This window comes from Sporosarcina ureae, assembly GCF_002082015.1.
Lineage (GTDB): Bacteria > Bacillota > Bacilli > Bacillales_A > Planococcaceae > Sporosarcina > Sporosarcina ureae_A.
This window is the reverse complement of record NZ_CP015109.1, coordinates 2,269,136-2,291,089: the sequence shown is the minus strand read 5'-3', so window position 1 is coordinate 2,291,089 and position 21,954 is coordinate 2,269,136. Positions and strand designations below refer to the sequence as shown.

Below are 21,954 nucleotides of genomic sequence, written 5' to 3'. Positions count from 1 at the left end.
AATCAACTTCTACTCTACTGGAAGATTATTAATACACGGAGAAGGCTGTGTAAATGTTTTGTAAGGAAAGAGTTTATATATAGTGTTTCATCGTATAACTAGTGGATTATTATTATCACTTCACCATCTACTACCTACCCAACAGGCGGTACCGGTTTATTCCGACTCCTAATCAACATCTCCAAAGACCCCGAGCCTAAGATGACGCCGGCCACAATAAATATCAAACCGATAAAATGAGCAGGATAAATGGATTCCCCTAAAAATATACTCGCGCCGATCAGTGCAAAAAATGTATTGAAATTCAAAAAGATCGAAGCGCGTGCGGCACCGATTGTTTGAATAGCCGAGTTATACGCCATGTGACCCACAGCAGTCGCAATCAAGGCCGAGAATATAAATACGCCCCAGACAGTAGATGTCCCTTTACTGAATTCCGCAAAGCCGCCTGGTTCCTTTATCAGTGCGACGATGACTAAAATGACGGAACCGACTAACATCATATAGCCTGTCAGTAACCGCGCATCCATTGTTTTAGAAGCTTTTTTGATCAACATAAAACTAATGGCTTGCGACAAGATCGACAAGAAGATTTCCACGTCTCCGAATGAAGTCTTGCCTAAAGTTCCACTGCCGCCAAGCACGACGATACTGACCCCTATCCCCCCGAACAGAAAGCCCAAAGCACGTACGCCTGTGATTTTTTCTTTTAAAATGAACACAGCTAACGTGGCAGTCAATAATGGTCCAAGTCCTAAAATGAGCCCTCCGTTAGCAGCACTCGTTCTCGATAGTCCTTCCGCCAGAAAGTAATGATGCATCACGACATTGGTCGCGGCGCCCCCGACGATATATATCCACTCCTTATTTCTAGGCAAACGGATTTTCTTCAAGAAAAATAAGATCACAAACACTAAAATAGCAGCGGACATAATGCGCATCGACGTCATCGTAATGGGATCAAAATACGTCACAAGATATTTGAGGGCAGAAACGTTAATTCCCCATGTGAACATGACGAGTACCAATGTGATAATTACTTTTAAATCTTTCATAGTTCATTAGCCCTCATTTCAGAATATTTCCGTATTGGCTAATTATAGAAGGTATACCCATAAAGTCAATGACACGCTATTCGCACTTCCCTCCCGCCCCCTGTTATGTGTATACTAATGAATAAAATTGGTTAACTAATCTATTCTGTAGAAAAGGTGGGGTTCTATGATCAAACTACGCGGGCACCATATCTTTTGTTTGCTAGGGTACCGAGGGATGGGCTATTCAGAAGAGTACACGAAAAATATGACGCAGATCCATGACGTATTGCGGGAGCGGCCGGACACGTTGATTCAGATCATGAACGGACCCGATTATTTATGCGCAAAGTTTCCCGAAGGCCAGCCGTATCATTGTCAGGATGATGGGATTTACGTACGTGATATGGTCATTTTACGTAAGCTCGGATTGAAAGTCAGTGATGTACTCCCTTGGCGTGAGGTCGAGAGAAGGATTCGACTACATGTCGTGCCGGATGATATTGTTGTAGTGTGTGAGACATGTTCGTGGCGATCGTATGGGTTTTGCCAGGAAGGGGTCGACGACGTGGTGGAATCAAGAGGATTGCGGAAAGTTCTTCAGGAAAAATAAACTCCTCCGAACCATAGTTCGAGTCGAAAGAGCGTGGTATGATAAGTACATAGAAGTGAAAGCGCATTCATACACTTTCATCATGTACTTTATGTGAAGGAGGAGTCTCCGGTGAATATGTCTCTCCAGCAAAAACAGGAACTCAGTTTACGCATGACGACTGAACTCCGTCAAGCGATTGAGCTACTTCAATTATCGACGTATGACTTAGAACTATATATGCGAGAACAAGAGTTAGAGAATCCTATAATTGAGCTACAGGAAGCGGAAAGAACGGATTCATTCCAAGAACGGCAGTCCCGAAACTATTCAAGTCAGGACACGAATTCAACGGAATGGGTGAAGCAGCAAGAAATTAGTACGCGTGACCAAATGCTTCGACAAGTCGAAGTCGATTTCAAGGACCCTAAGACGAAGCAATTACTAAAGACGTTGATTCATAGTTTGGATGATAACGGCTATTTATGTGTGGATGCGCACACTATAGAAAATGTAGACGCAGGTATTGAATTATTGCAGCGAATCGGTCCGCCGGGCATAGGTTCTCGGACAGTGCAGGAGTGCTTGCTGCTACAAGTGAGAAGTTGCGGAGAATGCCCCGAATTAATGGAAACGTTCATATCGGAGTATTTGCCTTATGTCGCCGAACGTAAATGGCAACAGATTGCGAAAGGAATGAATATTACACTGGCACACGTAAACGAACTGCATGAATTCCTGTTGACGCTGCACCCTAGACCTTGTCCAGAGCTCGGTGACAGTGAAACGGAATTCATGATGCCTGACGTCATTGTAGAGGAAAAGCACGGGAAGTTATCGTTTCATTTGAACGACCGGGATCTTCCGAAAGTTGGACTGCGCGAAGAGTATACATCTTCTCTCAAAGGGACATCCGAGCTATCTTCCTATTTACGCGACTATCATAAACAAGCGCAATGGTTACTAACGAGTATTGAACAGCGACGTAATACGATTATTCGTATTGTGACGGACCTTCTCGAACAGCAGGATGCATTTTTTCGCCAAGGAAAGAAAGCTTTGCAGCCGATGACGATGAAAGAAGTGGCTGATCGTATCGAAATGCACGAGTCGACCATTAGCCGTACCGTTTCCAATAAAGTGATCCAAACCCCTGCCGGCACGTTTGACATGCGCTCTTTATTCACATCTAAGCTAGCCGCACAAGATGGCGACAGTGTGTCCCAATCCGCTGTGAAAACATCGATCCAGTCACTGATTGCAAAAGAGGATAAACGGAAGCCCTTATCCGACCAAAAGATTGTGGATTTGCTTTTGAAAGAACAGGGGATCACTATATCGCGTAGGACGGTCAGTAAGTATCGGGATGAACTTCACATTCTGTCGTCTAGTAAACGGAAGTCGATTTTGTAGACTGTGCATTCTATGTGCATGTTATTTCCTAGGCATCTGCTTTATTACGTGCAAGGATCCTATCCCATTTTAGGATCAGCTTCTCTCGCAACGTTTTTGGGATACGCCAATGAAGGGATCTTTCCGCGTTCCATTTCAACGCACCTTCTTCTATCCCTATAATATGGAGCGCCTTGTTCGTGCTATGTGTATTCATTTGAAATTCTCAATATTTATTTGATAGGTTATATGTTGTTTATCGTAAATCCGCCTGTGTTTTTCAGGGTTTGCTGTCAGTAAAAAGCCGCCCGACTAGTCCTTTATAGGCTAGTTAGGCGGCTTCTCTGTTTAAACTATGCGTTAATAAGTTTCAGCTACTTTTAAACAGATTTAAATCGTTAAACTGTGTTAACTTCAATGATTCTTGCTAGGCTATTTTTCCAGTTAGCTTCGATTGCATCTAGGATTTTCTTTAGATCTTTGTTTTTTAGTGCTTCGATTATTGCTTTATGTTCATCAATAGATTTCTCGCCATTAGATACCTGGCCAAAATAGTGAACTTCTAAACGTTGCACTTTGATTTTCAAGTTGATTAATAAGTTGATTAACTCTGGATTATTGGACATGCTGACAAGTTTCTGATGGAATTCATTATCAATTTGGAATGCCGCTACTTTATCATCTGACTGCAACTTGTCTATAAAGTGGTTATTCAGTTCTTCCATTTCCTGAATGACTTCACTTGAAATTTGTTGAAATGCTTGTTCAGCCGCAAGGCGTTCCAATGTAGCAACGATTGGATAAACATTCGCAGCCTCTTGGTAATCCACTTGCGAAACCGAAGTGGATCGGTTGGCCTTCGTCACGACTAGCCCGTCTCGTTCCAATCTTAGAAGTGCCTCGCGTATAGGCGTCCGACTAATCCCCAGTAAGTCGGACAACTCTTGATCCCTCAATATAGCTCCAGGAGCAAGTTTGCCTATAATAATCCAATTCTGAAGAATCTCATACGCCTCATCCCTCATGAATATTCGTTTTATCCTTACATTACTATCCATATCGTGTCATTCCTCCCTGCTAGGATCCATTATACCCTTATGGTCAGCTAGGTGTAGGGTAATGACCACCCCAGATGATATTTTCAAAACCTTCTGGATCCGTGTTCCCTTCCGTATTAAAAACTAGGACAACAGATTCTTCATTCAACTGCAGTGCGTCTCTCATCTTTTTACCATCCGCACAATTCAACAGGGACAATAATCCGACAGCATTGGCTGCACCTGACTCTCCAGATATAATTCTTTGATCATCACCAAGTGGACTTGATAGTACGCGCATCCCTCTAGCCGATACATAATCCGGTAACGTGATGTAAGCATCTGTAACAGATTGCAACGTTTTCCACGCCTCTGTATTCGGCTCTCCTACTGATAATCCCGCCATAATGGTTTCGAGATCCCCGCTTACTGTAGTATAACTGCCTTTACGTACAGATTCAAAATAACATGCCGCATTTTCAGGCTCTAAGATCGTCATATGTGGCTTGTTTTCTTTATACGCATCGGTGAAGTAGCCTGCAATACCAAAGGCGAAGGACCCCGCTCCTGCTTGTGTCATGATGTGCGTCGGAGCGGTAGTACCGTCTTCAAGCATCTGCTCTCTTGCTTCATGTGCAATTAGCATGTATCCTTCTGAGATCCAATTTGGAATTTCGATGTAGTCATCCCACGCTTGGTCTTGCACGTGATACCAATTATTCTCATTGGATATTTTCTCCACTTGCCGTAAAGTGTCATCGTAATTCACGTCTGTAACGTGAACAGTTCCACCGAGTGATTCAATAGCTTCTACACGTGACGCTACTGTATTTTTCGGCATATAGATTACGCATTTGCACCCTAATTTCTTCGCCATCCATGCAATACCTTTTCCGTGATTACCATCTGTAGCCGAAATAAAAACAAAGTCTTTAATTTTTTCATGTACATCACTTGATAGCAGATAGTCAAAGTCTATTTCATTGAGATCAACTTTTAATTCATCGCATAGAATCTTTGAGATGCCATATAATCCACCAATCACTTTAAACGCGTTCAGTCCCATTCGATTCGACTCGTCTTTAACATATACTTTTTTGATTCCAAGACGTTCTGCCAAATTATCCAGTGATACTAAAGAGGAAGGTAGATATTCTTCCACCGTACGGAAAAACCTGCTGACCTCTTCCGCAGTTTGCACCGTCAGAAAATCATTTTGGTTGCTGCCGTCACCTGTTCCATTAATCATCTTACAGTCTTTGAGTTCAATAATAGTCATTGTTTATATCTCCCTTATAGATAGTTAGTAAAATTGCGTAATATAGTAGCCTATTGATGTGATGTTTATTTTATATAGTGGAATGAAGTTCTCTGCTTCCTCCAGAAAGAATATCGGAACCGTCTTTTGTAATAACGAAGTTTTCTTCTAGATTGAAAATTCCTAATTCGTTAACTAATCCCGGCTCCAGATTTATAATCATTCCCTCTTCCAATACCGTATCATCATAGATTGTAATGGACGGAGGTTCCGTACTCATCAATCCCATGCCATGTCCAAATCTACCGCACTCGAAGTTCGCGTCAATCCCCACACGCTCCATCTCTCTAGCACATGCTCTTGCTACTTCCGCTACCGGAACTCCTGGTCGCATCACTTCAGACGCACGTAATGTCACTTCATGTATTTTTTGTTGGTAGGCCTGTCTTTCCTCACTAGCAGCTCCAATTACACCTGTACGGCAAAAATCGGACCAATAGCCATTGTATCTTGCACCCACGTCTAAAAATATATAGTCACCGTCGACCAGTATTCGGTCAGTAGCTGTCTTACTGATTCTATCGTAATTTTCTACACCTGACGTCAAGATGACAAATCCAGGTGAGTCAGCTCCACCTTCTAGCATGTACGCTTGTACGAGTCTTGAGATTTCGCGCTCCGTCATTCCTTCTTTAATATTCGCAAACACTTTATCATGAGCATAACTTGTCGCTTCACACGCTTTTCGAATGCACGCAATCTCCTTGGACGATTTAATCAGTCTTTGGCTCCAAATTAAGGAAGAAGCATCTTTGAATTGAACGTTCGGAAGCTCGCTCTTCAGTTCCTCATATAAATTCAACTGGAATCCGATTACTTGTTCGTTGCCCTTTTCCATCCCAATCGAACCATTTGCTATACCTAACTCTTCCATTAACTCTTTTAGCTGTAAGGCTGTAGGTCCTGTTAAACTTTCATAACCTCTGACATCACAACCTTTAGTAATTTGCTGCGCATCAGGCACTTGAAACACATGGACATATAACAACGGCTTACCTGTACGTGGAATAAACAAAAACGACGATCTAGTAAATGTAGTCCACGGTGCATGTGTATGGAAGTTACAGTAGTAGGTTAGGTTGCTTTCGGCAGAGACAAGAAGTGCATCAAAGCCTTGTTCTCCCATTTTCCTTTGACAATCCACCACTCTTGTATTTATATCTTCTTCTGTAAATGTAATGTATGACATGTGATGGCCTCCCAAAAAATCTGTTAATCCATTTCTTGTTCTACTTCTTGTGCTTTTGACTGCTTCAACAATCGTGCAAGCATTACGACGAAACCACCAATAAAGATACCTAACAGAATAATCATCATGATAATTGCATTAAGCGTCATGTAAGCGCCTCCCTTTCTTTTTAAGTATTGCCTTCAGTATTAGTCAGAGTAATCGTTTTTAGGAATTGCAGGGAAACCTTCTCCTGTATAATACTTTTCTTTAATAGAATCACTTACTCGATTATTAAAGATAATACTGATCAACAACATTAAACCACCTTGCATGATTAGCGTACCCAGACTAAGAGGAGCAAATGGATTCCACCATTGTTCATTCCAACCGATAGACTGGATTGACCACCAAACAAACATGATCAAGATGATGATTGGTGCTATGAATTTAATGGAATACTCCCACCAGGTACCTATAGGCATGCCAGTGTATGGATTGTTAATAAACTCTTTCCTCACTTTGGAGACACCAAATTTGTATAACGCGAAACAAGATAAAAATGCACCGAATACCATCATTTGACCGACTACCCAATCTTGGTTAGCCAAGAAACTAGGGTTCCATACTGACGGAAGTCCCCATACAATCAGGATCAAATATGTCCAGATAATCGCTTTTTTCTTCGGTATCCCCGAATCAGCCATTGGCAACACTACGATCATGACACTTGCGATGACGGAAGAAAAAGCAGCCAAACCAAGACTTAAGAAAAATAGAACGCCTATAATATACCCACCAGGCATTTGTTCAAATAGATTCGTTAATGAAATAAATGTCAATCCAAAATTATCTTGTGTAAGAATATTTTGCGCAGCTTCTATAGATGGCGTTATTGCGAAAACAGCAGGTACCACAGCCATACCAGCAATGAGTGCCACTAACCCGTCACCTGCTACCTGAATACTGGTTGTTAAGGACAAATCAGACTTTGGTCGGGTAAACACAGCAAGCGTAATCACCAATCCCCAACCTGCGCCTGCTGACCATACTGCTTGTGTTAAAGCTTCCAACCAAATTTTCGAACCTAATAAGAGTGAAGGATCAAAACTAAATAAGTAATTTAATCCTGCTCCAGCCCCCGGCAATGTGATGGAGTAAATGGAGACGATTGCCAGACTAATAAAGAGTATAGGCAGGAAAACTTTTGACACTTTCTCGACACCTTTGATTCCTTTATATGCTATATAACAAGCTATAGTTATTAACGAGACATAAATAACTACCATAGTGAAATTACCATCGGAAATCCTATCGAAAAGCTCTGCTTTATCCGCACCCGCATAACCATTGGTGATGGACAAACCTAAATAGTAGAACACCCAACCTGTTAGTACGCCATAATAAGCATTTAAAGCAAACATGGTGATCACAACGACTACGCCCATCCACGTGTACTTTTTTCCGATAAAGTCTTTAAATGCGCCAGGAAGCCCATGTCTTGTTGCTCGTCCCATAGAGTGTTCACCTAACATAATAGGTAGACATACGAGAATCATCATAATAGCCCATGCTACGATGAATGTACCACCGCCATTCTCTGCTGCAATTCTTGGGAACCTCCAGATGTTACCAAGACCCACTGATCCAGCAATGAGTGTAACAACTAAACCTAATTGTGTTGAATAACCTGCTGTGGATTTTTTCAAATATGTACCCTCCCCGAATCCTATTGTTCTTGCATTATTTATCACCTATGATTTTATTTACTTAATCCATTAATTAGAGATGCTACTGCCAGCTTTTAAAAATGACTTGGCGGACTCGACGAGTATATCTGTGTTTTTTATAACGGATTCAAAGTCAACCCATTCGACAGGCTCATGAAGTCCAAAACCAGAGGCACCGATATTTATTGTAGGTATTCCGGCTTGATGGAAAACGGCCGCATCCGTCCATACTTCCCAACCAATTTTTTCAACTTCATGACCCATTACCTTTTCATAAGCTTTAGTAGCGTGTTGAATTATTTCTGCATTTTCATCACAAAGTAGAGGGTCTCTTTTGAAGTACCATTCCACTTCCGCTCCTTCAACAGCTTCTTTTACAACTTGTTCAATTTCAGCTTTTACCGCATCAGCATCTTCATTTGGGAGCGTTCTTCTCTCTACATGAATTTGGCATTCCGGTGCGTATGTCGAGACTCCGACTCCCCCGTTTACCAAACTCACATGCATGGAAGCCGGTCCAACTAGCGGATCCTTTCTTTCCCTCAGAACTTTTTTATCGAATTGATCTAAGCCCACCAAGATGGAACCCATTTTAGTAATTGCACTTTCTCCTAAATCCCATCTTGCTCCATGTGCACTGCGGCCAGTAGTTGTAATTTTCGCCCATAAAAATCCTCTGTGGGCTACAACCATTTTCAAGTCACTTGGTTCCGTTAAGATACAAGCATCCGCTTTGTGATGCAATACGTAATGATCAGCACCAATACTTGCATACTCCTCATCACATATTAATGCCAAAATCACTTTACCTTTGACTGTTCCTTCTGCGGCAAGTATGGCAGCTGCACTCATTATAGAAGCAACTCCTGCTTTCATATCACAGCTTCCACGACCGTATACACGATTTCCTTCAACTGTTGGCTCAAAAGGTGCAATGGTCATTCCCTCTGTTCCTACTGTATCTAGATGCGCACAGAAACATAGAGTGGGTCCGTCTCCATCACCCAGTTCTGCATATACATTAGGCCGTCCCGGTTCCACAAACTCTATTTCTGCGTGAATATGATGTTTTCGAAGCCACTCTACTGCGAATTCCGCTATTTTAACCTCATTGTGGCCTTCATTTGGTGCGAGAACCGGGTTAACCGAAGGTATTCTTATTAAATCACGTAGTAACTCTAATGAATCCGAATTTGTAAGCGCTCTCATCTATAGTACTCCTCCCCAATAGAATTCAAAATGTAGTGAAGTGTGATATACCACACTTCACTAGTAATATATCACACTTCACTGTTTCGGGGAATGGTTATTTGATAATTAAATATTTTTGGACTAGTTTAATGTTTTTTTCACTTGACACTTGCTTAAGTAATTATATGTATGTATGTTGCAGATCCACTTTCCTTCAACGATCATGACACTTCTCGAAAAACGTTACGGCCTTCTTATGTAGTAATCCCCAATTAAAAACAGCATACCACCAGTCAAAACCAGACTAGGGGCATGCTGTTTTTTTGCTATGTCTATACTTATTTCTGTGGTGTCCGCTCCAAAATCTTGATCGCACGTTTCTTTATTTAATTCACAAACGACGTGAAGCCATCGGAAGAGTTGAATTTCACTTTGAAACGTCCGTAATCCGAATCTAAATTGAATGTATATTGGTCAAATGTGTATTTCGCATCTGTTACCGGATCCAATTCAATTTGCTGAGTAGTGGTTACATGTTTAGCTACCAAATTTTTATGTCCAAAGGAAATATACTCGGCTTCCAATACTTTTTTGGCTTCATTGATTGTCAGCTGGAAGTTTTTCGTACCCACCTTCGTATACTGTAACGAATTCATCTTCCACTTGTTGTCTTGCTTTTTAAATTGATAGGCGACATATCCGCCAACGGAATAGCCATTTTGGAATTCCACTGTGTTTACATTCAGCGTATTGGCATCGGGTTGTGTAAACTCGAACCGTACCAATGGCTCATTGTTAATATAGGGCAAGACGTTAGCGTAGCAGTCTTCGCATTTGGGATTGAAGTACCCTTTTAGATCTCCGTCTACAAACGCTTTCGTCGCACTCATCCGTAGAGTCGATTCGATATCCGAATATCTCCATTGATACATCCGCGCATCACGCATGGCCTTCTCCAGTTCAAACGTTCTGCGATTGACGAGATCCCATGCTTTCCCTTTTGTTACGTGATCGGTAGCGGGACGAGCTTCTTTCACCTTAATGGCTGCGTATAAGAACTGTGCGTAGTGCGCGCGCGTAACGGGTTCATTCGGCCTAAATTCACCGTCAGAATAACCGCTCGCCACACCACTTGCTTTTAGCGCATTTGCATGAGTGTAGCCCCAATGTTCAACATACACATCATAAAACGCATTTTGTTTCGTCATATACAAGTCAAATGCGATATCCAATACTTTTGCCATCTGAATGCGTGTGATCGGTGCTTCTGGATTGAAATAGCCATCCATACCGCCACTGAAAATGCCAGCTGCAGTCAATTTCATGATAGAGCTATAGTATGGATGATTTTTCGGTACATCATCATACGTCACGGTAGTTGTTGCTTGGGGTAACTTCAGCGCTTGATCTAGTAATTTCGCCACGTGTTTGCGTGAAATCATATCTTGCGGTCGGAAGGTGCCGTCTGGATAGCCCCCTATAAAGCCTCGATCTTGTAAATAGTGGATCGCTTCATAGTTCGAGTGATTCTTCGACACGTCCTGAAATTCTTGTGTTGCGGCTTGCGCGGAACCAAATGATACAAATGAAAGCATAACGAGCAATACAGTCCAAACGAAAATCCGACTAATCTTGTTCATAATCTTTCCTCCTCAGTGAGTTATTTTGTCGGCTGTTGGTTACTTGTTATTAATATTCTACCAAGTTTCAAATGATACGTATATATTTATTTTCTAATTATTCAAAATATAATATTGTTATTTTTAGGTGAGCTGACTTATGGAATTGACCAGTCGCGAAAAAGGCTTCGCATTCATCACGTTCATAAATATACTTTTTATGGAAGTACCATTTGACCTATTGTGAGAAGTTTGATAGCATGAAAAGATTATTACCCTTTCGACAGTTTTCGATTATATGTAATGAATTGTCGGAGCTTTTATCGTATGACAATGAATACAACATGGCCGCACAATCCCCCGGTATGACAATTACTAATTTCACCGAGGATAATTTCGACTATAGTGGTCTAAACTTCATGTATTGTGCAAAACTTATTTGTTGTGAGTGCGGGCAATTTCGCTCATAATAGTGAATACAACCCTACTGCAACAGTCAGTGCACGTGCTTACCGTACTGCGGAAAGCATTCAGAATTACTGTAAGCGAGGTAGATTACTCGTCTAAATCAAGTAGGAAAGGATGGATGTGTGATGAATATAGCAGCAATCGGTGTACCTGGACTCATTATTATCCTTGTGATTATCTTGATTCTTTTCGGACCTCGTAAATTGCCTGAAGTCGGCTCAGCAGTCGGTAAAACTTTGGCAGAGTTCAAAAAGGCGACAAAAGATATCATGGGCGATGATGAGGAGAAAGAAAAGACAACTGTTACTCCTTCCAAGACCATTGAAACTGATAAAAAAGACATAAAATAAGTAGGTGACAAGATGGATCCGTATAGTGATCAAAACAAAAAAGATTCAAGCCCGTTAGACAAAAAGGCAAAAGATGAAGAAGCTGCGCTACCCGATCACTCTGCGGAGACTTCTTCCACTCAACAACAAGCTGTACCTAAAAAACCGAAACCCGAACCGGAAGAACCAAAAGATGAAAAAGAAGACGTAGATCCTGCGCTCATCGACCATCTCACGGACCTTCGGAAACAACTGATCAAAAGCGTCGTCGTGTTCTTGATTTTCTTCATTGCTGTATTCAGTACAATCAACCTGTGGTTCCCATACGTCACACGGGGCTATACACTGGTTGTCCTCAGTCCACTTGAAGTCATTTCATTCTATACGACGATTTCTGCCGCGATGGCATTTGGTTTATCTGTCCCATTCGTCTGTCATTTCCTCTGGCAGTTCGTCAAGCCAGGTCTTACACAGAAAGAAGGACGTTTCTTAAGCCTATACTCCCCCGCCATCCTGATCTTGTTCGTCGGCGGACTCGCGTTCGGTTATTACGTAGTCAATCCACTGAGCTATAACTTCCTAGTGAAACTCGGTAAAATGAATTTCGACGTCATGATTACAGCAAAGGAATACGCACGTTTCTTACTCATGACGACGATGCCGATCGGCTTGCTGTTCGAGCTTCCGATCGTCGCTCTATTCCTGTCCGCTATAGGTATTCTGACGTCCGAAACAATGAAAAAAGTGAGAAAGTGGTCGTACGTGACACTCGGTGTAGTGTCTGCATTGATTACGCCTCCTGACTTCTTAAGCCAGTTGATCATTCTCATTCCCATGATTGCTTTATACGAAGCAAGTATTTTCATTGTCATGAAAACGGAAAAGCGACTGGCACCAGATGCTGAAGCTTCATAATGTATAAGGAAAAGCGATCCACTTTTATAGTGGGTCGCTTTTTTCATGTGTATCTGAGAGGGTTTATTTTGTTTTTCGCTCAATACATATTGTGAAGCGCTCTATGTATCTGTTTATCCGCTCTATCAAGATATTCTAACGCTCTATACATCCGTTCATCCGCTCTATCAAGACACTCTAACGCTCTATACACCTGTTTATCCGCTCTATCAAGCACGAACGCTCTATATATCCGTTCGCCCGCTCTATCAAGACACTTTAACGCTCTATACACCCGCTCATCCGCTCTATCAAGTCACTCTAACGCTCTATACACCCGCTCACCCGCTCTATCAAGACACTCTAACGCTCTATCCATCCATTCAGCCGCTCTATCAACCCACATTAACGCTCTATCCACTCCCCCAACCGCTCATAAAAAACGCCCTGCCAAAACGGCAGAACGCTAATGTCGTGGATATTCTGACCGTCGCTTCATGAACGGCTAGGTCTACTTTCTACTTTCTACGATCAGTGAATGAGCCCACTATCAGAGTTGAACTTCAATTGATCACGGCCTATGTTGCTATCTACAATAAAATTGTATTGATCAAACGTATAGGTCTCATGAGTGGTGTAATCTGAGCCTGTGACTGGAGTCTTCGAGACGAATCGCACGCGTACATCTTGAAAACCGTGACGTCTGTATTCATCTTCTATCGCAAACTTTGCTTCGTCTACTGTTAGTTGGAAATTTTTTGTACCTGGGAAATCCACGGTGTAGTCCGCGATTTTCCACTGGCCGGACTCTTTTGTAAATTCGGCATGGACAAACCCACCTGTATCGTCGTTTATATTACGAAATTGGATAGTCTCCACGTGGAGTGTATTTGGATCGGGTTGAGAGAAATCAAAGCGCAACTGAACTTCTGCGTGCAACGCATGATGTACATATTGAAGATCATCATATTCTCCTCTATACACTTTGGCGATCATACCGTCTACGTAACCTGCAGTTGCGTACTGAAGAAACTCAGGACGTACTTGGTCGAATGTTTGATGGTTTTCTTCACTTAGCAGGAAGATCCGTTCAATCGATGAAGTTAATCGATGGACTTTATCTAGCGCACGATCTTTATTCATTTGATCGCCCTCTGGTTGCGCGGCATGTGCGTGAATAGCTCGGTTGAGAAATTCTGCATAATGCGCGCGTGTGACTTGGTCATTCGGTTTAAAGTGTCCATGATCTCCTTTTGTTACGCCATGTGAAAACAATGCATTGGCGTGGACGTATCCCCAGTGCGTGACGAGGAGATCATAAAATCCGGCATGCTCGGTCATATTGAATTCAAATGCCAAATCGAGCATCTTTGCCATTTGGATTCGGGTAACAGAAGATTCGGGATTAAATTTACCGTTTGAACCGCTGACAATCCCTTCATTGTATAGCTTCATAATGGGTGTATAATATGCATGACTTTTCGGTACGTCCTTGAAGACTACTTCCGCTGTGGCAGGCTGTGGGAAATTCAACGCCCTATCCAGTAAAACAGCAACATGTTTACGGCTAACTGGTTCGTGCGGACGAAAACTTCCGTCAGGGTAGCCACTAATGAAGCCCGCCTTTTGCATCTCTTGAATCGCAGCGTAGTTCGGATGCTTCTTCGGTACATCCGTAAACTCTTTCGCCGATACTTCATTGGTTCCGACATGAACTACCAACAAGGCAAGCAACAACGTCCAGAGCATCAACTTGAACCTCTTCTTCATGCTTTCACTCCCTTTACTATTTTTTCAACGACAGTCACCTACTACCATACTAACAAGTAACCTACTAGATTCATATAGTTATTTAGAAAATTCTGATATATTTTCAAATGAATTCTAGCTTTCAAATAAAAAAACACTTCCATACTTGATTGAACAAGTGTGGAAGTGTCTCTTCAATACTTATATGAAATTTGATTTCTCTTTACGGATAAACAAATCCATCGTCTGAATTCACGATCACAGTTTCACGGCCATCTTCCGTTTCTACAGTAAATTTATACGCTGTATATGGATAGTGTTCTTTCGTTGCGAAATCTTCACCTGTCTTTTTTTCTTGTGAGACATACGTGATCTTAACCTTTGAATAATAGCGGTAATTCATTTTCACCACACGCTCTGCTTCTTCTTTCGTCAATTCAAAATTCTTTTTTCCCACATCTTCACCAACATAATCGTCCATCTTCCATATGCCTGATTCTTTCTTGAACACATAGTGAACATAACTACCGGCTGTTAACATATTTCGGAATGAAACAGTATGGACGTGAAGTGTATTGGCATCCGGTTGCGTGTATTCGAAACGCATGGAAGGCTCGATTAGTAAGTCTGGAAATAAAAATGAATCACAATGTGTACAGACACTCGGGTAATCTTTTTTCAGCAATCCGTCCGCGAATGCTTCTGTAGCATAAGGCAGTTGCTTTGGACGAAGTTGACTGTATGTTTGATTATCTATTTTTCCTTGCACACGGATTCCTTCAATCACAATAGGAAGACGCATAGTCAGATCGATCGCTTTCTCTTTGCTGACCACACTGCCGGAAGGAGTTTTCCCCACTTTCATCGCGCGATATAAAAACTCTGCATAATGCGCGCGTGTAACAGATTGATTCGGTAAAAACTTTCCGTGATCCCCTTTCGTTACGCCATGAGAATACAACGCACTCGCATGGACATATCCCCAGTGCAAGAAGCTCAGGTCTTCAAATCGCACGGGTTCCTTCATATTGAACTCAAACGCCAAATCCAGCATTTTCGCCATCTGGATTCTCGTAATGGATGCATTCGGATTAAATTTCTTATCCAGTCCTCCACTGACAATTCCTTTATTATATAACTTCATAATTGGCTTATAATACATATGATGTTTCGGGACATCGGCAAAAACCAATTTATCAGTAGGCGGCTGCGGGAACTTTAGCACCTGGTCGAGCAACGACGCTACGTGCTTACGACTGACCGGTTCACTTGGACGGAACGTTCCGTCAGGATAGCCATTAATATACCCCGCTTTCTGCATTTCTTGAATCGCGGTGTAGTTCGGATGCTTCTTCGAGACATCCTTGAACTCTTTTGCTGAAGCTTCATTTAAACCTAAAAATACAAATGATAGAGCTAGCGCGACTACAGTCCATACTAGAATCCGTAAAGCATTCTTCATTCTCTTCCACTCCTCTGTTAGTTAGTAGACTACCAAAACTATCTACTATCATGTTACCAATAACTGCTCTAGAAACATAGACATATTTGTATAATTAAGGAATTACTTCGAATCTAGCCTATACATCTCCCCAACATTTAATGCCTATAAATATGCATCATTAGAAAACGAACATTCAGATAATACGTGCAGTAATCTATGTACTATCCTTCATATATACCCTTCTATGATGTCGATAACGGTAGCAGCAAGTTATTTTATTCTATCATTTAATCAAAGTCTTTTGAATGAAGCAACAGAACTTTGATTCATCATTGATTGATAGCCGTTTACCTACTCCCATTCTTGAGGGACTAGACCCTTTGACAATTTACCGTATTTTGGATAGTAATGTCGAATCACGTAACAATGCTTATATGAAACGTATTCTGCATGACAACGGTTTACTAATAGGAAAGCGTTCTACTTAGTTATTAAGTAGAACGCTATTTTCAGTTAGCTTTAGATAATGGGAGGATGCATAAGCAATGTACAAACCTTTATCCTTCAATATCTCGATTGGTATACCGATTGATACCGAAAACAAACAAAATAACAGCCACTGCCACCAATCCACCCGCATGTAGCCAGTTCATATCCTCTATCGGCAACTTGGAAACAAACCCGAACGGCGAAAGCTTTTCCATCCATTCAGGAAACTGAAACAAGCCTCCTAAATATAGCGTAAGGAATCCATAAAATAAATAGAGCCAAACGAAGCCCGTCGCTTTTGGTACGATGCCAATCAAACACGTGCTAATCGCAATCATCACGACCACCGCAGGAAAATGAACGATACTAGCTTGCCATACGGTCATGAACGTAAAAGGGTCTTCCATCGATGTGGTGCCAGCTAACCATAAACCGAGTGCCGAGAAGCTCAGCATCAGAAATCCAGTACACAACGCTAACACCCAATAAGAAACTAGTAACTTGTTTCTCGAAACCGCTCGCCCTAGCACATGATCTATGCGCGATTTCCGCTCTTCGCCCACTACTTTATGAATAGAAAGCAATGCAGGAATCGTACTAATAAATGCAAGAACTGCCATCAACATCGGCAGGAACTGAGTAGTCAATGAACTATTTTCATCCGCCACCATCATCGCAGCGAGCAGTTCATTGTCTTGAAAAAACGAATCCAAATCTCCAAGAACGGAACCATATGACAATCCGAGTACTAGCATGCCAACCGCCCACGAAATGAACGCGGTTCTTTGCAGTCGCCACGCGAGTCCAATCGGATGACGCAATACACTAGAAGCATGTGCGCGACCGCTTCTTGACGGAAGAAAGCCCGAGCCGATATCTCGTTTGCCATGCAGAATGACGGCTAGCGTGAACAATAAAAGACTTACAATCAGTAATCCCCCTACTGGCACCCAGTTGTTATCACTGTACGGCTGAACTTGCGTAAGCCAACCAAACGGTGGAATCCACTCGGTAACTGATCGTAATACATAACAGCCGATCATCACGGTAAACGACAGACCTACTGCTCCGCGCGAACTTTCCGAGAGTTGTGAACAAACCGCTGTTACACCTGCAAAAAACAAGCCGATTGCACCAAGCGATGCACCGTAAATAAGTGATCCAGCTAACCCCATACTTTCGAATGAAAGACTATATAATCCGACACCGATTAGCAATGCGAGCAACAAATTGACACCGAACAGCGTAAGCATCGAAGCCGTCAGTTGCGAATGCCGGACAATCGGCAATGAACGCAGTAATTCCGCCTGCCCCTCTTCTTCCTCTGCCCGCGTATGGCGCACCATCAATAAAATATTCATGATGGCAACTGCGATGGCAGTCATCAACAACATCTGATGCGAGACCATGGCGCCAAGCGTGTAATTCGCCAGATCTCCAGGACCTACCATTGCCTCCATCGCGGGATTTTTCATCGTTTCCGCCATCAGATTACGATCTTGCTCGGTCGGATATAATTCATTGAAAGCTGGCGGTACGACAAGCGTCATGGCTATGATACCAATGAGCCACCACATATAGCGCATGCGATCTTGCCGGATTATGAACCGGGATAGACGGAGAACCCCTGCACATGAGGCCCCCTTCATCACACTTCCCTACTTTCTACGTTTTCTTCATAATGCCGCATGAAGAGATCTTCCAGCGTAGGCGGCGCACTTTCGATCTTCCGTATACCGTGCGCGCTTAACTTGTGCATAATCGCTTCCATTTCCTCTGCATTCGCGTGAAATGTCCAGCCATCTTCTGTCGGTACAACATCATGGACTCCTTGCCACGAAGCGAGCGACTCAATCGGCGTTCTCGTCTCCACCGTTAGCTGCATACGCGTCAAATGTCGTAGTTCATCCAACGTACCGCACTCGATTAGACGCCCTTGCCGAATGATTCCTACCCGATCGCACAGCTTCTCGACTTCCGATAAAATATGGCTCGACAGTAACACCGTCTTCCCCTCCGCTTTCACTTCCGCTACACATTGCTGAAACACTTTCTCCATTAAAGGATCGAGTCCAGACGTCGGTTCATCGAGCAGAAATAATTCTGCGTCGGAAGCAAACGCCGCCACTAAAGCAACTTTTTGTCGATTTCCTTTCGAATACGTTCGGCACTTCTTCGTCGGATCCAACTGAAAACGCGCAAGTAACTCTTCACGCCGTTGTTCATGGACATTCCCTTGCAGACTCGCGAATAAATCAATCACTTCGCCACCCGTTAGCTGCGGCCACAAATTCACGTCTCCCGGCACATACGCAACACGTCGATGAATGTCCACCGCGTCTTGCCATACATTCTTGCCAAAAATCGTTGCCGTCCCGTCGGTAGCACGAAGCATACCAAGTAGTACCCGAATCGCCGTCGACTTCCCTGCCCCATTCGGCCCGATGAAGCCGAACACTTCGCCGTTCTTTACTGTTAAATCTAGTCCACCTAATGCCTGATGCTTACCGAAAGTTTTCGTCACTTGATTCATCTCAATTACATTCATCTGCGTGCCCTCCCTTAATTTGATTTAGAGCTGGTTGTTGATTGTAGTGTAGCATATGACGATCATGCCCGAGACATTTTATTCGCGCCAAAAAAAGCAGACACACGATGCATGCCTGCTTTTCGTATACCTATCCAATTAATCAAACACCATATCATCTTCTTCACTAACAATCGCATCTACGTGTAGATAGTTCCCTAGTTTACTCACTCGCACTGTAATACCGTAATAAATCCTATGACTACCCGGTACTACCTTACGATCCGGGAAGTTCACAAAGAATTCCCCTGTTTTCTTCGGCGTAATACGGAATACATTCGTTCCCGGATCTCGCGTGACGGTCGCAATCTCCTCACTTCCTTTAGGCAGCACATGTTTACCGAGAATAGCACCATCCCAAATCCGCAACACTTCATTCGGCTTGATCGGGGTGATATGCGTGTAATAATAAAATTGATCTTTGCGCTCAGTAGACGTAACGTAATAACGCATGACTTCGCCGTCTTCATACTGGACTGTCGCAATGAATTTCCCCGGCTGATCAAAATAAATCACATGGCAATATTGAAGCGCGTCATTTTCACATCGCTCAAATTTCACACGTTCCTCAACCAGTTCCCCATCCTCCGTAGATAAAGAAATCGACTCCGCATCTATGAACGCTTTGTTGTTTTCTCTTCTTTCATCATGCTTCCATAATTGTGCTGGCGTCGAATAGATATCGGTCGTCTCTTGCAATGAAATATCCCATGCACCATCGATCTTTTTGACATGCACATAATATTTTCTGTAGTTTTGATCCTCTGTATCGGATGATGTTGCTCCTGAAAATGTCAGTGTCGCCGTTCCTTCTTTCTTCGGCACAATATGAATCTTCGTTTTCAAATTCACTTGACTGGGTACTTCACTGTCTCCCACAATATCAAATATATCCGAGTTCGTTTTACTAATGTCGTTGAATCTCTTCCATTTAAAATCTTTCGCATGCATCGTCAGAATCCCCGGCTTCACATCTTCCGCTGCTTTCAGTAACTTTGCTGCTTGACCTCTCGTAATGGAAGCATTCGGACTGAATGTCGTAGGTGACGTACCTGTCGTCAGCCCGAGTTGATACAAACTATAGATTCCATCTCTGTGGCCGTTTTTATGCACTACGTCTTTAAATCCATAATCCGGATCGCGATATAGCGGTAATTCGAATGCTTTGATAATAATAGAAGCCATTTGCGCCCGTGTGATGGGATCATTCGGTCCGAATCGTCCGTCACCATACCCATTGATGACGCCTTTTTGCGCTAATGCCGCAATCGCTTGATAGTAACCATTTGCAGTCGAAACGTCTTTGAATTTCGGATCTTTTACCTTCGTCGTCTCCAGTTTCGTTAGTTTCACGATAATAGCAGCCGCCTGCCCTCTCGTAATGGATTCGCTCGGACGGAAAGTTCCGTCTGGATAGCCTCCGATGATATGGCGTGACGCCAATTCATTGACCGCTTCCGCAAAATGCTTCGTAGCAGGAACGTCGGGAAATCTTGCTTTGTCTGCCGCTGCGCTTGATAAGGGAATACTGAAGATCAGCAAAATCACCCCAAGCATCGCTATCACTTTATTCTTCATTCGACTTCATCCTCTCCATAGTTTAGTCTTGTGCCGTACAGACGAGGAATTTGAGAAATAGTTTCAAAATTTTCCAAATTAATTCCCCCTCTATGTGAATGAAGAGTATTTATGATTAGGTCGCTAAACTATGTAGACATCCACACTCTACCTTTCTTTCAATGAATAAATTTCTTCCAATCGGACACACTTGCTAACAATAGATTACCAATATAGGAGTGTGAACAGGATGTTGATTTGCGAGGCTTGGACGAAATATGAGGCGGATAAACGCATTGAAGGGTATTCTCCTTTGACATTGAAAATGTACAGTTATCAATGTGCCATGTTGAAACGATTTGTCGGTGATGTATCCATGGAAGATATCACAACTGATGAACTAAAAACCTATCTGATCGAATGCGGCAGTCACTTAAAACCTTCGAGTCTTGGGCACCGAGTTCGATTTATTCGATCGTTATTCAAATGGACACATGAAGAAGGATTTATGACAAAAAATCCAGCATCTAAATTAAAAGAGCCTAAAATGGGTCAACGAATTCCCAAGTTCCTCTCCAAACATGAAATAGAACATGTACGCGAAGCCTGTGACACCGCGATGGAAAAAGCCTTGTTCGAGTTTTTCTATTCAACGGGATGCCGTATTGGAGAAGTAGCTGCACTCAACCGGCAAGATATCGACTTCATCGGCAACTCGGTGATCGTCCTCGGTAAAGGTGATAAAGAACGCGAAGTGTATTTCAATGTACGGTGCGCTATTTGGTTGAAAAGATATTTGGAAGAACGCGATGATGAAGATCCCTGCCTATTCGTCACGGAGCGGAATCCGAAGAAACGCATGAGCATCGATACACTGCGCTACACTCTCAAGCGTGTATCAAAACGCTCAGGCATTCATAAATCCATACACCCTCATCAGTTACGACATAGTTATGCTACGCATCTGATTAACAACGGTGCTCCGCTAGAAGTAATCCAAAGTTTACTCGGACACGAGAAAAGCGAAACTACACGAATTTATGCGCACTTGAGCGGGAAACTACGACATGATTTGTATAGTAAGTATTTTTAATTTAGATGAACACTACCGAATATACTTGGTAGTGTTTTTATTTTGTGTCTTTATAGCAAATCCTACCTATCTTAAATACACTATCAATATAGAAATTGACCAATAGATTATTCAAAACTATGTTATAATGTCCCTAACTATACAGCTATTGTAATTTCAATGCTGTTTAGAGTGTTACAAGAATATATTGGTATGGCCTAGATTTTAATCGATTAGCTTTGCTTTGTCAGTATTCCATAAACGGACCAAAGTTCGCATTGTGC

Annotated in this window: 18 protein-coding genes; 5 read left to right on the top strand and 13 right to left on the bottom strand. The window is 42.5% G+C overall.

Annotated features, from left to right (window positions below; genetic code table 11):
• Nucleotides 1-134: 134 nt before the first annotated feature.
• Nucleotides 135-1,055, bottom strand: coding sequence for a DMT family transporter (locus SporoP17a_RS11285; protein WP_083034728.1), 921 nt, complete (start codon nt 1,053-1,055; stop codon nt 135-137).
• Nucleotides 1,056-1,221: 166 nt separating this feature from the next.
• Here SporoP17a_RS11285 and SporoP17a_RS11280 point away from each other — a divergent pair, with 166 nt between their 5' ends.
• Both SporoP17a_RS11280 and rpoN read left to right on the top strand, forming a co-directional pair.
• Nucleotides 1,222-1,647, top strand: a complete 426-nt coding sequence (locus SporoP17a_RS11280; RefSeq protein WP_083034727.1) for a DUF1284 domain-containing protein — start codon at nt 1,222-1,224, stop codon at nt 1,645-1,647.
• A gap of 117 nt (nt 1,648-1,764) precedes the next feature.
• Nucleotides 1,765-3,039, top strand: a complete 1,275-nt coding sequence (rpoN, locus tag SporoP17a_RS11275; protein WP_083036057.1) for an RNA polymerase factor sigma-54 — start codon at nt 1,765-1,767, stop codon at nt 3,037-3,039.
• Nucleotides 3,040-3,416: 377 nt separating this feature from the next.
• Here rpoN and SporoP17a_RS11270 read toward each other — a convergent pair whose 3' ends face one another.
• The 7 genes from SporoP17a_RS11270 to SporoP17a_RS11245 form a co-directional block, all read right to left on the bottom strand.
• Nucleotides 3,417-4,076 (bottom strand): GntR family transcriptional regulator, encoded by a 660-nt coding sequence (locus SporoP17a_RS11270; protein WP_083034726.1) that lies wholly within the window; start codon nt 4,074-4,076, stop codon nt 3,417-3,419.
• Between the two features lie 43 nt (nt 4,077-4,119).
• Entirely contained in the window at nt 4,120-5,334 is a 1,215-nt protein-coding gene (locus SporoP17a_RS11265; protein WP_156890561.1) for a diaminopropionate ammonia-lyase, read from the bottom strand.
• Nucleotides 5,335-5,404: 70 nt separating this feature from the next.
• Nucleotides 5,405-6,562 (bottom strand): M24 family metallopeptidase, encoded by a 1,158-nt coding sequence (locus SporoP17a_RS11260; RefSeq protein WP_083034725.1) that lies wholly within the window; start codon nt 6,560-6,562, stop codon nt 5,405-5,407.
• 23 nt (nt 6,563-6,585) lie between these two features.
• Nucleotides 6,586-6,711, bottom strand: coding sequence for a hypothetical protein (locus tag SporoP17a_RS17160; RefSeq protein WP_257788184.1), 126 nt, complete (start codon nt 6,709-6,711; stop codon nt 6,586-6,588).
• A gap of 39 nt (nt 6,712-6,750) precedes the next feature.
• Nucleotides 6,751-8,250 carry a sodium-dependent transporter gene (locus tag SporoP17a_RS11255; protein WP_167693416.1) on the bottom strand — a complete coding sequence of 500 codons (1,500 nt, stop codon included), beginning with the start codon at nt 8,248-8,250 and terminating at the stop codon, nt 6,751-6,753.
• 69 nt (nt 8,251-8,319) lie between these two features.
• Nucleotides 8,320-9,480, bottom strand: coding sequence for a M20 family metallopeptidase (locus SporoP17a_RS11250; protein ID WP_083034723.1), 1,161 nt, complete (start codon nt 9,478-9,480; stop codon nt 8,320-8,322).
• A 368-nt stretch (nt 9,481-9,848) separates the two neighbouring features.
• The gene (locus SporoP17a_RS11245) at nt 9,849-11,102 is read right to left on the bottom strand and encodes an S-layer homology domain-containing protein (protein WP_083034722.1); all 1,254 of its coding nucleotides are present in this window, start codon (nt 11,100-11,102) and stop codon (nt 9,849-9,851) included.
• A gap of 572 nt (nt 11,103-11,674) precedes the next feature.
• On the opposite strand from SporoP17a_RS11245, the gene tatA reads away from it, so the two are divergent.
• Both tatA and tatC read left to right on the top strand, forming a co-directional pair.
• Entirely contained in the window at nt 11,675-11,899 is a 225-nt protein-coding gene (gene tatA / locus SporoP17a_RS11240) for a twin-arginine translocase TatA/TatE family subunit (RefSeq protein WP_083034721.1), read from the top strand.
• A gap of 12 nt (nt 11,900-11,911) precedes the next feature.
• The gene (gene tatC, locus SporoP17a_RS11235) at nt 11,912-12,793 is read left to right on the top strand and encodes a twin-arginine translocase subunit TatC (RefSeq protein WP_083034720.1); all 882 of its coding nucleotides are present in this window, start codon (nt 11,912-11,914) and stop codon (nt 12,791-12,793) included.
• A gap of 510 nt (nt 12,794-13,303) precedes the next feature.
• Here the strand turns inward: tatC and SporoP17a_RS11230 are convergent.
• The 5 genes from SporoP17a_RS11230 to SporoP17a_RS11210 all read right to left on the bottom strand — a co-directional run bounded on the left by SporoP17a_RS11230 (nt 13,304) and on the right by SporoP17a_RS11210 (nt 20,619).
• Nucleotides 13,304-14,542, bottom strand: coding sequence for an S-layer homology domain-containing protein (locus SporoP17a_RS11230; RefSeq protein WP_083034719.1), 1,239 nt, complete (start codon nt 14,540-14,542; stop codon nt 13,304-13,306).
• Nucleotides 14,543-14,744: 202 nt separating this feature from the next.
• Nucleotides 14,745-15,983, bottom strand: coding sequence for an S-layer homology domain-containing protein (locus SporoP17a_RS11225; RefSeq protein ID WP_083034718.1), 1,239 nt, complete (start codon nt 15,981-15,983; stop codon nt 14,745-14,747).
• Between the two features lie 539 nt (nt 15,984-16,522).
• Nucleotides 16,523-18,103, bottom strand: coding sequence for an ABC transporter permease (locus SporoP17a_RS11220; protein WP_083034717.1), 1,581 nt, complete (start codon nt 18,101-18,103; stop codon nt 16,523-16,525).
• Complete coding sequence (locus SporoP17a_RS11215; RefSeq protein ID WP_083034716.1) at nt 18,103-19,002, bottom strand: ABC transporter ATP-binding protein; 900 nt, start codon at nt 19,000-19,002, stop codon at nt 18,103-18,105. Before SporoP17a_RS11215 ends, SporoP17a_RS11220 begins: the two co-directional genes overlap by 1 nt.
• A gap of 138 nt (nt 19,003-19,140) precedes the next feature.
• Nucleotides 19,141-20,619: an S-layer homology domain-containing protein gene (locus SporoP17a_RS11210; RefSeq protein WP_083034715.1), complete on the bottom strand. Its 1,479-nt coding sequence runs from the start codon at nt 20,617-20,619 to the stop codon at nt 19,141-19,143.
• A 229-nt stretch (nt 20,620-20,848) separates the two neighbouring features.
• Between SporoP17a_RS11210 and SporoP17a_RS11205 the strand changes: the two genes are divergently transcribed.
• Nucleotides 20,849-21,691, top strand: coding sequence for a tyrosine-type recombinase/integrase (locus SporoP17a_RS11205; protein WP_083034714.1), 843 nt, complete (start codon nt 20,849-20,851; stop codon nt 21,689-21,691).
• Nucleotides 21,692-21,954: the final 263 nt, after the last annotated feature.

Coding starts and splice junctions, on each gene's coding strand:
- SporoP17a_RS11285 (WP_083034728.1), bottom strand. CDS start 1,055: ATGAAAGATTTAAAAGTAATTATCACATTGGTACTCGTCATGTTCACA.
- SporoP17a_RS11280 (WP_083034727.1), top strand. CDS start 1,222: ATGATCAAACTACGCGGGCACCATATCTTTTGTTTGCTAGGGTACCGA.
- rpoN (WP_083036057.1), top strand. CDS start 1,765: ATGTCTCTCCAGCAAAAACAGGAACTCAGTTTACGCATGACGACTGAA.
- SporoP17a_RS11270 (WP_083034726.1), bottom strand. CDS start 4,076: ATGGATAGTAATGTAAGGATAAAACGAATATTCATGAGGGATGAGGCG.
- SporoP17a_RS11265 (WP_156890561.1), bottom strand. CDS start 5,334: ATGACTATTATTGAACTCAAAGACTGTAAGATGATTAATGGAACAGGT.
- SporoP17a_RS11260 (WP_083034725.1), bottom strand. CDS start 6,562: ATGTCATACATTACATTTACAGAAGAAGATATAAATACAAGAGTGGTG.
- SporoP17a_RS17160 (WP_257788184.1), bottom strand. CDS start 6,711: ATGACGCTTAATGCAATTATCATGATGATTATTCTGTTAGGTATCTTT.
- SporoP17a_RS11250 (WP_083034723.1), bottom strand. CDS start 9,480: ATGAGAGCGCTTACAAATTCGGATTCATTAGAGTTACTACGTGATTTA.
- SporoP17a_RS11245 (WP_083034722.1), bottom strand. CDS start 11,102: ATGAACAAGATTAGTCGGATTTTCGTTTGGACTGTATTGCTCGTTATG.
- tatA (WP_083034721.1), top strand. CDS start 11,675: ATGAATATAGCAGCAATCGGTGTACCTGGACTCATTATTATCCTTGTG.
- tatC (WP_083034720.1), top strand. CDS start 11,912: ATGGATCCGTATAGTGATCAAAACAAAAAAGATTCAAGCCCGTTAGAC.
- SporoP17a_RS11230 (WP_083034719.1), bottom strand. CDS start 14,542: ATGAAGAAGAGGTTCAAGTTGATGCTCTGGACGTTGTTGCTTGCCTTG.
- SporoP17a_RS11225 (WP_083034718.1), bottom strand. CDS start 15,983: ATGAAGAATGCTTTACGGATTCTAGTATGGACTGTAGTCGCGCTAGCT.
- SporoP17a_RS11220 (WP_083034717.1), bottom strand. CDS start 18,103: ATGAAGGGGGCCTCATGTGCAGGGGTTCTCCGTCTATCCCGGTTCATA.
- SporoP17a_RS11215 (WP_083034716.1), bottom strand. CDS start 19,002: ATGAATGTAATTGAGATGAATCAAGTGACGAAAACTTTCGGTAAGCAT.
- SporoP17a_RS11210 (WP_083034715.1), bottom strand. CDS start 20,619: ATGAAGAATAAAGTGATAGCGATGCTTGGGGTGATTTTGCTGATCTTC.
- SporoP17a_RS11205 (WP_083034714.1), top strand. CDS start 20,849: ATGTTGATTTGCGAGGCTTGGACGAAATATGAGGCGGATAAACGCATT.